The sequence below is a fragment of the Salipaludibacillus keqinensis genome (assembly GCF_003226325.1).
Taxonomy (GTDB): Bacteria; Bacillota; Bacilli; order Bacillales; family Salisediminibacteriaceae; genus Salipaludibacillus; species Salipaludibacillus keqinensis.
This window is the reverse complement of the sequence record NZ_PDOD01000002.1, coordinates 256,642-272,006: the sequence shown is the minus strand read 5'-3', so window position 1 is coordinate 272,006 and position 15,365 is coordinate 256,642. Positions and strand designations below refer to the sequence as shown.

At 42.1% G+C, this 15,365-nt stretch carries 11 protein-coding genes; all 11 read left to right on the top strand.

Translation table 11 applies throughout. The annotated features are described in order from the left end of the window. Window positions 1-70 precede the first annotated feature (70 nt). The 11 genes from CR194_RS08470 (at window position 71) to CR194_RS08415 (ending at window position 15,195) form a co-directional block, all read left to right on the top strand. Window positions 71-979: an aspartate carbamoyltransferase catalytic subunit gene (locus CR194_RS08470; protein WP_110609249.1), complete on the top strand. Its 909-nt coding sequence runs from the start codon at window positions 71-73 to the stop codon at window positions 977-979. Next, window positions 963-2,267 (top strand): dihydroorotase, encoded by a 1,305-nt coding sequence (locus tag CR194_RS08465; protein WP_110609248.1) that lies wholly within the window; start codon window positions 963-965, stop codon window positions 2,265-2,267. The genes CR194_RS08470 and CR194_RS08465 overlap by 17 nt, the downstream gene beginning before the upstream one ends. Next, window positions 2,264-3,358, top strand: a complete 1,095-nt coding sequence (gene carA, locus CR194_RS08460; RefSeq protein WP_110609247.1) for a glutamine-hydrolyzing carbamoyl-phosphate synthase small subunit — start codon at window positions 2,264-2,266, stop codon at window positions 3,356-3,358. Before CR194_RS08465 ends, carA begins: the two co-directional genes overlap by 4 nt. Beyond that, window positions 3,351-6,563, top strand: a complete 3,213-nt coding sequence (gene carB, locus CR194_RS08455; protein ID WP_110609246.1) for a carbamoyl-phosphate synthase large subunit — start codon at window positions 3,351-3,353, stop codon at window positions 6,561-6,563. The genes carA and carB overlap by 8 nt, the downstream gene beginning before the upstream one ends. Further along, a complete protein-coding gene (locus CR194_RS08450; protein ID WP_110609245.1) occupies window positions 6,560-7,339 on the top strand; it encodes a dihydroorotate dehydrogenase electron transfer subunit in 780 nt (259 codons plus the stop codon). Before carB ends, CR194_RS08450 begins: the two co-directional genes overlap by 4 nt. Beyond that, complete coding sequence (locus CR194_RS08445) at window positions 7,336-8,277, top strand: dihydroorotate dehydrogenase (protein WP_110609244.1); 942 nt, start codon at window positions 7,336-7,338, stop codon at window positions 8,275-8,277. Before CR194_RS08450 ends, CR194_RS08445 begins: the two co-directional genes overlap by 4 nt. Beyond that, a complete protein-coding gene (pyrF, locus tag CR194_RS08440; RefSeq protein WP_110609243.1) occupies window positions 8,247-8,957 on the top strand; it encodes an orotidine-5'-phosphate decarboxylase in 711 nt (236 codons plus the stop codon). The genes CR194_RS08445 and pyrF overlap by 31 nt, the downstream gene beginning before the upstream one ends. A gap of 2 nt (window positions 8,958-8,959) precedes the next feature. After that, complete coding sequence (gene pyrE / locus CR194_RS08435; RefSeq protein WP_110609242.1) at window positions 8,960-9,592, top strand: orotate phosphoribosyltransferase; 633 nt, start codon at window positions 8,960-8,962, stop codon at window positions 9,590-9,592. A 603-nt stretch (window positions 9,593-10,195) separates the two neighbouring features. Next, window positions 10,196-11,185: a ring-cleaving dioxygenase gene (locus tag CR194_RS08425; protein ID WP_110609240.1), complete on the top strand. Its 990-nt coding sequence runs from the start codon at window positions 10,196-10,198 to the stop codon at window positions 11,183-11,185. Between the two features lie 389 nt (window positions 11,186-11,574). Next, window positions 11,575-13,329, top strand: coding sequence for an ABC transporter ATP-binding protein (locus CR194_RS08420; protein ID WP_110609239.1), 1,755 nt, complete (start codon window positions 11,575-11,577; stop codon window positions 13,327-13,329). A 12-nt stretch (window positions 13,330-13,341) separates the two neighbouring features. Next, on the top strand, window positions 13,342-15,195 hold the full coding sequence (locus CR194_RS08415) for an ABC transporter ATP-binding protein (protein WP_110609238.1): 1,854 nt from the start codon (window positions 13,342-13,344) through the stop codon (window positions 15,193-15,195). Window positions 15,196-15,365: the final 170 nt, after the last annotated feature.

Below are 15,365 nucleotides of genomic sequence, written 5' to 3'. Positions count from 1 at the left end.
GTATAGACAAGGGTGCCTTTTTGCACATAAATTGCCCCGAGTCTTCTACTAAAAAGAAGGAGAGGATTGTATGAGACAACTGCGAACATTGAACGATTTAACACTCCCTGAACTTCAAACGTTGCTTACGAAAGCAGACAAGGACGCGAAAAGTTCCTACTGGAAAAAAACAGAGCAGCCGATTGTGGCGAATATGTTTTATGAGCCGAGCACGAGAACGAAATGCAGTTTTGAAATGGCGGAAAAACAATTAGGGATCGACATTATTTCCTTTGACGTGTCTCATTCCAGTGTGCAAAAAGGGGAATCTCTTTACGATACCGCAAAGACGATGGAAGCACTCGGTTGCCAAGCTCTTATCATTAGACACCCGGAAAAGAAATACTTTCAACAATTAGATGGGTTAACGATTCCGGTGATCAATGCAGGCGACGGAGCAGGGGATCATCCAACGCAATCTTTATTAGATTTATTAACGATTAAACAAGAGTTTCAACGGTTCGAATCTCTCCATGTGGTCATATGCGGAGATATTCGTCATAGTCGAGTGGCTCATACGAATGGACAAATCCTCGAAAAATTAGGAGCGAAAGTTTCCTACTCTGGCCCTTTAGAATGGATGGATCCTGATTTGAAAGAAGATCAATACTTAACGATGGATGAAGCGGTAGAACAAGCAGATGTCCTTATGCTTCTAAGAATACAAAATGAAAGACATGACGGCCAAGGGGGATATACGAAAGAAACGTACCATAAACAATACGGGTTAACAGTAGCGAGAGAAAAACAGATGAAAAAACACAGTATTATCATGCACCCGGCTCCGATCAATAGAGATGTAGAAATCGCTGATGAACTCGTTGAGTGTGCTCGTTCTAGAATTTTTAAACAAATGAAAAATGGCGTGCACGTAAGGAAAGCAGTATTAGCACACGTATTAAATCTCAAGGGGGAAAAACGATATGATGACGTTATATAAAAATGCTTCGATGTACAATCAAGATCATGCTTTAGAGGTGCAACACCTACTCGTTGATTCAGTGAAGGGAACAGTAGTAGAGATCTCTTCTACGCCCATAAACGAAGAAGCCGTTGATAAAGTGATTGATGTGAAAGAGCAGTTACTCATCCCAGGAATGGTCGATTTACATGTTCACCTTCGCGAGCCGGGCGGAGAGAAGAAAGAAACGATTCAAACGGGAACGTTAGCAGCCGCACGAGGTGGATTTACGACCATCGCAGCGATGCCAAATACAAGACCTGTTCCCGATCGTTTGGAGAATTTCGAGATGATTCGTCAGCGAATGGAAGAAAAAGGATCGGTTCGTGTCCTTCCTTATGCAGCGATTACAGAACGACAATTAGGTCAAACGATCACAGATATGAAACAGCTAGCCGATCACGGCGCCTTTGCTTTCACAGATGACGGCGTGGGAGTTCAGGAAGCGGGAAAAATGTACGAAGCGATGCAACAAGCTGCGAAAACAGGAAAGCCCGTCGTCGCTCATTGTGAAGACAATTCATTGTTATATGGGGGAGCGGTACATAAAGGAGCGTTTTCGGAAAAAACAAATATTCCAGGCATTCTCTCTGTAACCGAATCGGTTCATATTGCCAGAGATGTACTTCTAGCTGAAGCCACAGGCGCTCATTATCATGTTTGTCATGTAAGTACGAAGGAATCGGTCCGAGTCATTCGCGACGCTAAAAGAGCAGGTATCCATGTAACAGCAGAGGTGACTCCTCACCATTTAATTCTATCCGAGGACAACATTCCAGGGGACGATGCCAACTATAAGATGAACCCTCCTCTTAGAGGGGAAGACGACCGTCAAGCATTAATAGAAGGCCTGTTAGATGGAACGTTAGATTTCATTGCTACTGACCATGCCCCTCACACACTAGAGGAGAAGCAGTTGCCTATGGTGGAGGCGCCATTTGGCATAGTCGGTTTGGAAATTGCCTACCCACTTCTTTACACTCACCTAGTAAAAGAGGGTGTCATGACGGAAAAACAGCTAATCGACTGGTTAACAGAGAAACCTGCAGAAGCTTTTCGTTTACCGTATGGAAAGCTTGAAAAAGGTGGTCTTGCCGATTTCACGATCATAGACCGAACGAAACAGATGAATGTCGATCCAAACACTTTTTATTCAAAAGGAAAGAATACACCGTTCGGTGGTTCATCCCTTCAAGCTTGGCCGACAATGACCGTTTACCAAGGAAACATCGCATGGCAGGAAAACGCAGAGGAGGAAGCGAAATGAAACGACAACTTATTTTAGAAAACGGAGAGCAACTGATCGGACAAGCCATTGGCAGTGAACGAGAAAGTACAGGCGAGGTGGTTTTTAATACAGGGATGACAGGGTACCAAGAGATCCTTTCTGACCCATCTTACTGCGGTCAAATTGTAACGATGACCTACCCTCTAATCGGAAACTACGGAGTGAATCGGGATGATTTTGAGAGTGTGGACCCAAGTATACACGGGTTGATTGTAAGGGAAGCGGCAGAGTATCCAAGTCACTTTCGCTCCCAGCTCTCTATTGATGAATGGCTTAAAAAAGAAGACATCCCTGGGATACAAGGGATTGATACGAGAAAGCTGACACGGATGATTCGTAACACAGGTACTCTTAGAGGGAAAATTTGCACGATGGATGTAGATATCCAAGCAATTGTTGAAGAGTTACAAGCGACACGATTTCCTTCTGACCAAGTTTCCCGAGTATCTACTAAGAATCGATACATGAACCCTGGAAACAAAGAGCGTATTGTTTTAGTCGATTACGGAGTGAAAAAAGGAATTGTGAAAGACCTGGTATCTGAAGGCTATGAAGTCCTCGTCGTTCCATACTCTATGACGGCACAAGACATTATTGATCTTCAACCTGATGGAGTCGTATTAAGCAATGGACCAGGAGACCCGATGGATATCCCTCAAGCGATTGAGACGGTAAAGGGATTACTTGGAAAGACGCCTATTTTCGGAATTTGTTTAGGTCACCAGCTTCTTTCATTAGCATGTGGCGCAAAAACGGTAAGAATGAAATTCGGTCACCGCGGTAGTAATCATCCGGTAAAGGATCTGAGAACAGGACAAATTGCCATTACTTCACAAAATCATGGATACACGGTAGACCTTCATTCATTAGAAGGCACAAATTTAGAACTCACGCACATCAATGTGAATGATCAATCTGTGGAAGGCGTCAGTCATAAAGAATATCCAGCCTTTAGCGTCCAGTATCACCCAGAAGCGTCCCCTGGACCTGAAGATGCGAAAGGGTTATTTAAAGAATTCAAACAAATAGTTAAAAGCAATGCGCAAACAGGAGGGAAAACCTATGCCTAAACGTCATGATATTAAAAAAATCCTCGTCATCGGTTCTGGACCCATTGTCATCGGACAAGCAGCCGAATTTGATTATGCCGGCACACAAGCTTGCCAAACATTAATGGAAGAAGGCTATGAAGTAATCTTAGTCAATTCTAATCCGGCGACAATTATGACCGATGAAACGACAGCCGATCGCGTATACATTGAACCGTTAACAAAAGAATTTGTAAGCAGAATTATCCGCCAAGAACGTCCTGATGGTTTGTTAGCTACATTAGGAGGACAAACGGGACTTAATATGGCGATGGAACTATCCGAAAGTGGCATCTTAGAAGAATATAACGTCACCCTTCTTGGGACAACTTTGCATGCGATCCAACAAGCGGAAGACCGGGAAAAATTCCGTACACTCATGAATGAACTGAATGAACCCGTTCCAGAAAGTGATATTATTCATTCTTTAGCAGAAGGAGAAGCTTTCGTTAACCGAATCGGCTACCCGGTGATCGTAAGACCTGCTTATACCCTTGGAGGAACAGGCGGTGGCTTGGTCTATAATGAAAAGCAACTGCACGAGATTGTAGCTAGTGGATTAGAAGCAAGCCCTGTTCATCAATGCTTGATCGAGAAAAGCATTGCCGGTTTCAAAGAAGTGGAATATGAAGTGATGCGAGATGCCAATGATCAAGCGATTGTCGTCTGTAACATGGAAAATGTTGACCCTGTAGGCATTCATACAGGAGACTCCATTGTCGTCGCTCCAAGTCAGACACTATCAGATCGGGAGTATCAAATTTTACGAAACTCATCATTGAAAATTATCAGAGCTCTTGAAATCGAAGGAGGCTGTAACGTCCAATGTGCCCTCGATCCTCATAGTGAGCAATATTTTATCATCGAGGTAAACCCACGGGTCAGTCGTTCATCAGCCTTAGCATCGAAAGCAACAGGCTACCCAATTGCTAAACTGTCAGCGAAAATTGCGGTTGGCTATCACCTTGATGAGTGTATTAATCCTGTGACGAAGACGACGTATGCCAGTTTCGAACCAGCGTTAGACTATATCGTCACGAAAATCCCTCGCTGGCCATTTGATAAATTCGATGCAGCGAATCGCACGCTTGGGACACAAATGAAAGCCACAGGTGAAGTAATGGCCATTGGCCGTTCGTTTCCCGAGTCCTTGTTAAAAGCGATCAGATCTACCGAAGTGGACTTGACTCACTTACAACACCCAAAGAAAACAGAATTTACGAAAGAAGATCTGGAGTGGCGATTGTCTCATGCGGACGATGAACGAATTCTTTATGTGGCTGAAGCTTTCCGAGTAGGTTTTTCCATGGAAGACATCCATGACTTAACGAAAATCGATCGTTACTTTCTGTTCCATATTGAAAAATTGATTAAGTATGAAAAGGAAGTAAATGAGCATGGACTCACGTACGACTTGATCTATCAAGTAAAGAGAATGGGCTTTTCAAATGAAACGGTCGCTGAGCTTTCTGGACGCTCGATAGGTGAAGTAGAAACTTACTTGCGTGACAACAATATCACCCCAGTTTTTAAAATGGTTGATACATGTGCTGCAGAATTTGCTTCTGAGACGCCTTATTATTACGGGACATATGAAGAAGAGCAAGAATCAAGGATTACAGATAAGCCATCTGTTGTCGTGCTCGGCTCAGGGCCGATCCGAATCGGTCAAGGGATCGAATTTGATTATGCTACTGTCCATACAGTGAAGGCGATCCAAGAATCAGGTTACGAAGCGATTATTATTAACAATAATCCTGAAACCGTGTCAACGGACTTTGAAATTTCCGATAAACTTTATTTCGAACCGTTAACGGTAGAAGATGTGATGCACGTCATTAACCATGAAAAGCCTGAAGGAGTGATTGTTCAATTCGGTGGTCAGACGGCGCTGAATCTAGCCGATGAATTAGCTGAACGGGGCGTGACTTTGCTAGGGACTAGTTTAGAAGACATGGATGCAGCGGAAAATCGCGACAAATTTGAGCAAAAATTAATGGAGTTAGACATTCCCCAACCGCTCGGTAAAACAGCCACTTCGGTGGAAGGGGCATTGAAAATTGCTGAAAGAATTGGGTATCCTGTCCTCGTTAGACCGTCTTACGTTCTTGGAGGGCGAGCGATGGAAATCGTTTATAATAACGAAGACTTGCTTCGGTACATGGAGCGGGCAGTAAGAGTAAATGAAAAACATCCTGTCTTAATCGATCGCTATTTAACAGGGAAAGAAATTGAAGTGGACGCTATTTCCGATGGAGAGACGGTCGTCATTCCAGGAGTAATGGAACATATTGAACGGGCAGGCGTCCATTCAGGGGATTCCATTGCCGTGTATCCTACGCAAAACATTACGGATCGGTTAAAACAGCAAATTATAGACTATACGATCCGGTTGGCGAAAGGCTTTAACATCAAAGGGTTGATGAATATTCAGTTTGTCCTTCACAAAGACGAAGCTTATGTGATCGAAGTAAATCCACGGTCAAGCAGAACGGTTCCCTTTTTGAGTAAAATTACTGAGGTGAATATGGCCAATATCGCGACGAAAGCGATTTTAGGACACTCATTAAAAGAACAAGGCTTTGAAACGGGCTGTTTACCAGAGCCAGACTTGGTTTCAGTAAAAGTACCTGTGTTCTCCTTTGCCAAGCTCAGAAGTGTGGACATTACTCTCGGACCTGAAATGAAATCCACCGGCGAAGTAATGGGAAGAGATTACTCATTGGAAAAAGCGCTCTATAAAGGTTTGATTGCATCTGGAATGAAAATACCGACTCACGGTTCTGTCTTGTTTACTTTAGCAGACAAAGATAAAGAAGAAGCGATGGTGTTAGCGAACCGCTTCCACCAAATCGGCTACCACCTTTTAGCAACGGAAGGGACAGCGGAAAGAATTAGAGAAGAAGGCATTCCAGTCACCGTCATTTCAAAAATCGGCGGAGATCGTCCAGATATGCTCGATGTGATCAAAGAAGGAAAAGCTCAATTTATTGTGAACACGTTGACGAAAGGGAAACAGCCTGCACGAGACGGCTTCCGCATTCGACGTGAAGCGGTTGAGCATGGCATCGTCTGTCTCACTTCCATGGATACAGCCGAAGCGCTCTTGAAAGTTCTTGAACTATTTACTTTTTCAGCAGATCCAGTTGGTAAAGCTGGAAAACGAAAAAAGGAAGTGCTCGTATGATCGTAGAAGATCTTCTCATCACAGAGCAAAAGCAAATTGCAGATAACATTTTCATGATGAAGTTAACGGGAAACTCCGTATCACACATGGATAGCCCAGGGCAATTTATTCATTTAAAAGTAGCGGACGGAATCGATCCCCTACTTCGCCGGCCCATCAGTATTTGCGATGTGGATGCGGGTTCTCAAGAGCTGAAGATCATATATCGTACAGAAGGTAAAGGGACGAAACAACTGTCCGAAAAGAAAGTGTCTGACACGGTCAATGTTCTTGGACCGCTAGGAGAAGGCTTTCCAACAGACCATATGGAACGTGGTGAAACCGCCCTGTTAGTCGGAGGGGGAGTAGGTGTCCCTCCTCTCTATTATTTAGCGAAAAAGTTGGCGGCTAAAGGAATAGACTTACAGATTATTCTCGGCTTCCGCTCGGAAAAAGACGTTTTTCTTGAAGAAGAGTTCAAAAAACTTGGTCAAGTGACGGTAACGACCGAGGATGGTTCTAGAGGATTGAAGGGATATGTGACCGATGGGATGGCTCAGTTGGACGTTCCATACCAGACTTATTATACGTGCGGTCCAACCCCGATGCTACGGGCTGTTCAACTAAGTGCTAAATCTGAAGGGTACGTATCGCTAGAAGAACGAATGGGCTGCGGAGTGGGAGCTTGTCTCGCGTGTGTGTGCGATGTGGCAGAAGATCACATTGGAGAAGGTAAGAAGTATCGAAAAGCTTGCAGTGATGGTCCAGTATTTATCGCAGGGGAGGTGATCATATGAAGAACTTACGAGTGGTATTGCCAGGGTTATCAATGAAAAATCCTGTTATGCCAGCCTCCGGGTGTTTTGGATTTGGTCAAGAATATGGAAGGTTTTACGATTTGAACGAATTAGGAGCCATTACTGTAAAGGCTGTGACGACCGACGAACGGCCCGGAAATCCAACACCAAGGGTTGCAGAAGTGGATGGCGGAATGCTAAATGCCATAGGACTGCAAAACCCGGGGCTTGACCATGTGACGAAGCATGAGCTCCCTTGGTTGGAAAAATTCGATATCCCTGTCATTGTCAATGTAGCTGGGAATGTGATGGAAGATTATATCCACGTCTCTAAGCAACTCTCCTCGATTAAAAATGTGTCAGCGATCGAGTTAAATATTTCGTGTCCCAATGTCAAAGTAGGCGGAATTCAATTTGGCAGCGATCCTGAAATTGCTGCAGAATTAACGAGAAAAGTAAAAGCTGTTTCTAATGTCCCTGTCTATGTAAAGCTCTCGCCCAATGTCTCTGATATTGTCGGTATGGCGAAAGCCGTTGAACAAGCTGGAGCCGATGGTCTCAGCATGATTAATACATTAGTAGGAATGAAGATCGATATTAAAACAGGCCGACCGGTCATTGCTAATAAAACAGGGGGCTTATCAGGTCCAGCAATCAAACCGGTAGCCATTCGAATGATTCATGATGTGAGTCAAGTAGTGAAGATCCCGATCATCGGTATGGGTGGCATTCATTGCGCCGATGACATTTTAGAATTTCTTATGGCTGGTGCCAGTGCGGTAGCTATAGGAACGGCAAACTTTGTTGATCCATTTGCCTGTCCAAATCTGATCAAGGAATTATCTCAACGAATGGATGAGCTGGGCATTGAAGATATTAACTCCATTGTTGGAAGGAGCTGGCGATCATGCGAGAACGTAACCTCATCGTGGCACTAGACTTTGCCACGAAAAAAGAAGTGGACGCTTTTCTTTCACAATTTCCAAAGGAAAAACTATTCATAAAAATAGGAATGGAATTGTTTTACCGAGAAGGACCTGAATTTGTTTACCACCTTAAGCAACTAGGTCATGAAATTTTTCTCGACCTGAAGCTTCACGATATTCCCACAACAGTGAAACGGGCCATGAAACAGCTAGCAAGTCTAGAGATCGATTTAGTCAATGTCCATGCCTTAGGTGGTGTCAACATGATGGCGGCCGCAAAGGAAGGTCTGGAAGCAGGAACACCTATGGGGAAGGAAATGCCCACTTGTATTGCGGTGACACAACTAACGAGTACAACGCCTGAGATGTTATCCAAAGAGATGGATATTCACACCCCTTTACAGGAGCATGTAGTTCATTTATGTCAACAAGTGAATAGTGCAACATTAGACGGAGTCGTCTGTTCAGCTCTAGAGGTGCCAATGATTCAAGAGTATTTCTCAGATTCCTTTATCACTGTCACACCAGGGATTCGACGACTTCAAGATGCGACAGATGATCAGGCGCGTGTAGTTACGCCTGCTAAAGCGAGAGAATTAGGCAGTCAAGCCATTGTTGTGGGAAGAGGAATTACGCGAGCTGACCAACCAAAGGTCGCTTATGAAGAATATTTACGGGAGTGGAGGCAATAATTATGAACCAGCAAACGGAAGTAGCAGAACTTTTATTATCCATAGGCGCTGTCACGTTAAGACCAGAGAATCCTTTTACTTGGAGTTCTGGGATCAAGTCACCGATTTATTGTGACAATCGATTAATCATGTCTTATCCAGAACAACGAAAACAGTTTATAGCCCATTTTGTTTCTTACATAAAAAAAGAGTTTCCAGAAGTAGAAGTGCTAGCGGGTACAGCAACAGCAGGGATTCCTCACGCCGCTTGGATTGCAGATCAGTTAGACTTACCGATGATTTATGTTCGTTCTTCATCCAAAGGCCACGGAAAGCAAAATCGAATTGAAGGGATTTTGGAAGAAGGCAAAAAGGTTCTCGTCATTGAAGATCTTATTTCCACTGGCGGCTCGTCTATCGAAGCGGCAAAGTCTGTAGAAGCTTCAGGTGGAAAAGTTCTTGGAATTTGCTCCATCTTCACATACGGACTTCCTCATGCGGAAGAAGCAGAGAAATCATCAGGGTATACGATTAAATCGTTAACTTCCTATTCGGAGCTATTATCAATCGCTGCTAACAAAGGAGTGATCCAACCAGCTGACGTTTCACTCCTTGAGAAGTGGCGTCAAGACCCAGAGAACTGGCTTGCTAACTAGTAACGAACCTTTAAAGCCTTTTTGTTTTGATAATATCGCAGAGAAAAATGAATAAGAAAAGTTCAGCGGTTTTTTCAACTAAAAGAATTTACGACGTCTTTTTATGAGGACATGCTGACTGATTACATTTACTAAAGGTTAAACAGGGGAATTCTTCTGTTTATCCTTTTTTGTTATTCCCTCATCAAGGGTAATTACGTTTATCGGCTGCTTTACCCGAGCGCACCTTATTTTTCTACCGATAAAATGAATTATCGACCACTTTTCGCTGCTCGCTCTCCCAAATCTACCGATAACTACGTTTATCGGCTGCTTTACCCGAGCGCACCTTATTTTTCTACCGATAAAACGATTCACTCGACCACTTTTCATTTCTCGCTCTCTTAAATCTACCGATAAAACGCCACGATCTTCATAGATAACTCAATTTAATAAATACTAACTTCATTAACTTACAAAAATATAGTATATAACATTTGAACTGTTATAAAATAAATGTTAGTATCAATATAGAAAGAATTATAAATGGATATAAAAAAGTTATAAAAGAAAGAGATGGCACTCATAATAACAAATCGTACATTCAAATCAGGAGGAATAAACATGAATGGATTAAAAGGCCTACATCACGTAACAGCTATTACCAGCAGCGCGGAGAAAAATTATGAATTTTTTACTTATGTTTTAGGCATGAGATTAGTAAAGAAGACGGTCAACCAAGATGATATTCAAACCTATCACCTTTTCTTTGCAGATGATAAAGGAAGCCCTGGGACAGATATGACGTTCTTCGACTTTCCTGGCATCCCTAAAGGTACCCACGGGACGAATGAAATTTCAAAAACTTCTTTCCGCGTCCCAACTGATGCTGCATTGGATTATTGGGTGAAGCGGTTTGACCGTTTAGATGTTAGCCACACAGGCATCAAAGAGCAGTTTGCTAGAAAAACGCTTTCTTTCGTTGATTTTGATGATCAGCACTATCAATTGATATCAGATGAAAACAACGAAGGAGTGGAATCAGGTACACCTTGGGAAAAGGGACCGATCCCTAATGAGTTTGCCATTACAGGGTTAGGACCATTGTTTATTCGCATTGAAAAGTTCGACTATTTGAAAGAAGTGCTGGAAAAAGTATTGGAATTCAAGGAAATGGATGCTGACGGATCAACTCATTTATTTGAAGTAGGAGAAGGAGGAAATGGGGCTCAAGTTATAGTTGAGCACAATACAGTGCTACCTCCAGCTCAACAAGGTTTCGGAACGGTTCACCATGCAGCCTTTCGTATTGAAGACCGAGCTGTCCTTGACCACTGGGATGAGAGGTTGAGAAGTTTCGGATTTCAAACTTCTGGATTTGTGGATCGGTTCTTCTTTAAGTCCTTATATGCGAGAGTAGCCCCACAAATTTTATTTGAATTTGCTACCGACGGTCCAGGATTTATGGGAGATGAGCCATATGAGACTCTTGGTGAAAAATTATCCTTACCTCCCTTCTTGGAATCTAAGCGAGCTCAAATAGAAAAATCAGTTCGTCCAATCGATACTGTTAGAAGTACTAAAGAAATCCAGAAAGAACGAGAGGACGCTTAAAGAATTTGTTTGAAATCGATCGGCTGTATTCAAAAATGAAAAGGAAGTTCCTTTCGTTGCAAAAGAAAATAAATAACATTACGCTTAGATCAACTGTGATCTAGGCGTTTTTTAAGTATTTTTTAAAATGAACGAACAGTCCTCGGCATAAGGTTGTTGAAAGGAGAGAGGTAGCGAAAATTCGTGTAATTGTAAAGAAAAACCAGTTAACGGCTACTTAATGAAGAATATTCAGCCTATTTGGATAAATTCAAGTCTATTGACGTATAGAAATTTATTTCGGAAACCGATATATTAGATCTACTGCTTTCATTTTTATTGTTAGGGAGTCCTAAATAGTCGGTGATTAAAGAGCGGAAAGATTTTCAGATTTTAAAGGAGGTGGGAAGATGGACACATTTAAACGTTTAAAAGAATTTTACTGGCCTTATAAACGGTATTTCTTTTTGTCCATTATTTTTTTATTAGCAGTGACCGGATTTACTGTAGCATATCCAATTATTTTACAAGTGACAATTGACCATGTGGTGTTAGATGGAAACTTCGGTTTAGTTCCTTATGTGGCGATCGGCTTTTTATTAATCACGTTATTAAAAGCAGTCGCTGTATACTACCATCAATATCTAGGAGATTTATTCGGAATTCAATCGGTTTATGAATTACGAAATGCTCTCTATCGAAAACTTCAATTCTTGCCTTTTCGCTACTACGACAACGCGAGAACAGGCGACCTTATGTCCCGTTTGACAGCAGATGTTGAAGGGTTTCGTTTCTTTTTATCCTTTGGTTTTGCCCAACTCATCAATTTAACGATGCTAGTCGGGTTAAGTATGGGGATTATGTTTTATTACAGCCCTTCCTTAGCCATAGTCACGTTGGCTGCCATGCCGTTTCTAATCGTCACAGTATATAAATTTGACCAAAAAGTCCATCCAGCATTTACGAGTATTCGTAAATCATTTGCCGGTATGACGACGAAAGTTCAAGAGAACATCAGTGGAATGAACACCGTGAAATCTCTCTCTAAAGAAGGATTTGAGATGGGCAGATTTGACGAAAAAAACACAGACTATAAAGACAAATTCATTCACACGGCGAATATATGGTCGCGGTATTTTCCGTTTATGGAATTGATCGGACATATATGTGTCGTGGTCTTGTTAGGATATGGTGGTTGGTTAGTTATAAACGGCTCCATTCAACCAGGGGTGTTAGTCGCATTCTTTAGTTTAATTTGGTTTATTATTAACCCACTCATGAACTTAGGGTTCATCGTGAATACTTTCTCTCAGTCAAAAGCTTCAGGGGAAAGAATCTTGCAGGTACTCGACGAAAAAGAAGACATATTCGATAAGCCTAATGCCATCGGAAAGGATTATCTAGATGGTCACGTCGTATTTGAGAATGTGAGTCACAGTTACGACGAAGAAGAAGATTTAGCACTGAAGAATATCTCATTTGAAGCGAAGCCTGGTAAGACGATTGGATTGATCGGAGCCACTGGATCTGGTAAAACATCAATCACCCAGTTGATCTCAAGGTTTTATGAGCCTGACCGGGGGAAGATTACGATCGACGGAAGAGAAATTACCGATTACACGTTGAAAACAATCAGAAAAAATACCGGGGTTGTTTTACAAGAATCTTTCTTGTTCTCATCTTCTGTGAAAGATAATATCTCTTATGGGGCCCCAGAAGCCACTTTAGAGCATATTATCGATGCTGCGAAACGTGCCGATGCGCACGAATTCATCATGGGTTTACCTAAGGGGTATGACACCGTGTTAGGTGAGCGTGGAGGCGGATTATCTGGCGGTCAAAAACAAAGGATTGCCATTGCCAGAGCGATTTGTATTAATCCAAGTATTCTTATTTTAGATGATGCTACGAGTGCTGTAGACATGGAAACGGAAGCCAAGATTCAAGCAGCGTTCCGAGAAGTCATGCAAGGCCGTACCACGTTTATCATTGCTCATCGTATTTCATCACTCATGCATGCTGATGAAATTATCGTGTTGGAAGATGGAGAAATTGTGGAAAGAGGTACCCATGAAGAATTGCTTCGTTCAAGTGAAGGGCCTTATCGCCGTATTTATGATATTCAATTCCAAGACAGAAAACAGTTTTTAGAAGAAGCGAAATAAGGGGGTGAGGTTATGCCGGAAAAAGAAGAAACGTTAACAGAAGACGAGCAACAAAAACAAACCGATTCACGAACGTTAAAAAGGTTTCATTACTCCTTAGATCAGGCCATTGAAAAACCATTTAACTGGATGCAGATGACCAGATTATTTGGTTACATGAAGCCTTACGCTAAAAATATCTTGCCGATTGCTATTTTAGGTATGCTATTATCAACGGCGGTTAGACTTATCGCCCCTATATTAATTGGTAGTTATGCTTTGGATCATATCATGGATTCAGGAGATGTAAATTTCCTTGCTCTCATGGTAGTGGTGATCACGGGTCTCTATGTGATTTCATGGATTGGGAACACGTTAAGAATCCGGTTTATGAATAAGTTGGGGCAACTTGTTATTTTTGACTTAAGAAAAGCGTTGTTTAATCATATTCAGCGCCTGTCTCATCGATTTTTTGATCAGAGGTCAGCAGGTTCCATTCTTGTAAGGATCACGAATGACGTTAATAGTTTACAAGACTTGTTTACGAACGGGGTAATTAACTTATTAATGGACGTGATTATGCTCATAGGTATTATCGTTATGTTGTTTATCATTAGTCCAGAGCTTACCCTTGCGATCTTGATCGTATTACCTTTGATGTTCTTTATTTCAACAAAGCTAAGACGAAATATTAGACGTTCATGGCAAGATGTTCGTATTAAACAATCCATGATTAACTCTCATTTGAACGAGAGTATTCAGGGGATTCGTGTAACGCAATCCTACACGCAAGAAAAACAAAACATTGGCTTCTTTAATCAAATGAATGAAACAAACTTTGAAGCGTGGAGAAATGCCACACAAAAAAGTGCTATGTTCCGCCCGTTAGTTGAAATGAGTGGCGCGATCGGGACAGCTGTCCTCTTATGGTATGGGGTTCATTTAATTCAAATCGAAGCTCTTTCGATCGGGGAATTTTTTGCCTTCTCTCTTTACATCGGAATGTTCTGGGAACCGATTTCTCGTCTAGGCCAAGTGTATAACCAATTGCTAGTAGGGATGGCGTCATCAGAACGAATCTTTGAATTTCTTGACGAGCAGCCGTCTGTTCCTGAGAAGCAAGGCGCGAAAAAACTTAAAGAGGTTTATGGAAGAATCCAATTTGAGGATGTAGAGTTTGCTTATGATAGTGATCGTACAGCTCTAAATAAGATAAATTTAGAAATGAAAGAAGGTCAAACAGTCGCCTTAGTGGGTCATACTGGCAGTGGGAAAACAACGATCGTCAACTTAATCAGCCGTTTCTATGATCCTACGAAAGGCCGAGTTTTGCTTGATGGTCATGATTTAAGAGATATTCGGTTGGATAGTTTACGAGAAAAAGTAAGCATTGTGTTGCAAGATACGTTTATTTTTTCCGGAACAATCATGGATAATATCCGATTTGGGCGTCCTGATGCGACGGAAGAAGAGATTATTGAAGCAGCGAAAACAGTGGGTGCGGATAAATTTATTTCTCAATTAAGCAACGGGTATGAAACAGAAGTAGAAGAACGAGGAAATGTTCTTTCTGTAGGGGAGAGACAGCTGATCTCCTTCGCACGAGCACTGTTGGCTGATCCTAAAATTCTTATTTTAGATGAAGCGACGGCTTCGATTGATACGGAGACAGAACAGCTCATTCAACGTGCACTGAAAAAACTACTTCATGGTCGAACGGCGGTCATGATTGCTCACCGATTATCGACGATCCGAGAAGCGGATAACATTATTGTGTTAGAGCAAGGAAACATTTTAGAGCAAGGCAACCATCAAGAACTGATGGATCAACGAGGCGAATATTACGGGTTGGTAAAATCTCAATTTAAAGTGTTAAATGCAGGATAGAATAATACAAGAGGGTCTCCCGAAAGGTTGTTAAACTACAACCCTGATGGAGCCCCTTTTTTGACTGTTGAATATTTATAGTAAGGCTGATTGTAAAAAATCTACTCGCTTGCCGTGGGCAAGGCTTCAGCATTGCCTGCGGCAAGCGAGCTAGGTTTTCAACATCATCA

Bases quoted from the DNA above. Each gene is read 5' to 3' on its own strand.
- CR194_RS08470 (WP_110609249.1), top strand. From the start codon at position 71: ATGAGACAACTGCGAACATTGAACGATTTAACACTCCCTGAACTTCAA.
- CR194_RS08465 (WP_110609248.1), top strand. From the start codon at position 963: ATGATGACGTTATATAAAAATGCTTCGATGTACAATCAAGATCATGCT.
- carA (WP_110609247.1), top strand. From the start codon at position 2,264: ATGAAACGACAACTTATTTTAGAAAACGGAGAGCAACTGATCGGACAA.
- carB (WP_110609246.1), top strand. From the start codon at position 3,351: ATGCCTAAACGTCATGATATTAAAAAAATCCTCGTCATCGGTTCTGGA.
- CR194_RS08450 (WP_110609245.1), top strand. From the start codon at position 6,560: ATGATCGTAGAAGATCTTCTCATCACAGAGCAAAAGCAAATTGCAGAT.
- CR194_RS08445 (WP_110609244.1), top strand. From the start codon at position 7,336: ATGAAGAACTTACGAGTGGTATTGCCAGGGTTATCAATGAAAAATCCT.
- pyrF (WP_110609243.1), top strand. From the start codon at position 8,247: ATGCGAGAACGTAACCTCATCGTGGCACTAGACTTTGCCACGAAAAAA.
- pyrE (WP_110609242.1), top strand. From the start codon at position 8,960: ATGAACCAGCAAACGGAAGTAGCAGAACTTTTATTATCCATAGGCGCT.
- CR194_RS08425 (WP_110609240.1), top strand. From the start codon at position 10,196: ATGAATGGATTAAAAGGCCTACATCACGTAACAGCTATTACCAGCAGC.
- CR194_RS08420 (WP_110609239.1), top strand. From the start codon at position 11,575: ATGGACACATTTAAACGTTTAAAAGAATTTTACTGGCCTTATAAACGG.
- CR194_RS08415 (WP_110609238.1), top strand. From the start codon at position 13,342: ATGCCGGAAAAAGAAGAAACGTTAACAGAAGACGAGCAACAAAAACAA.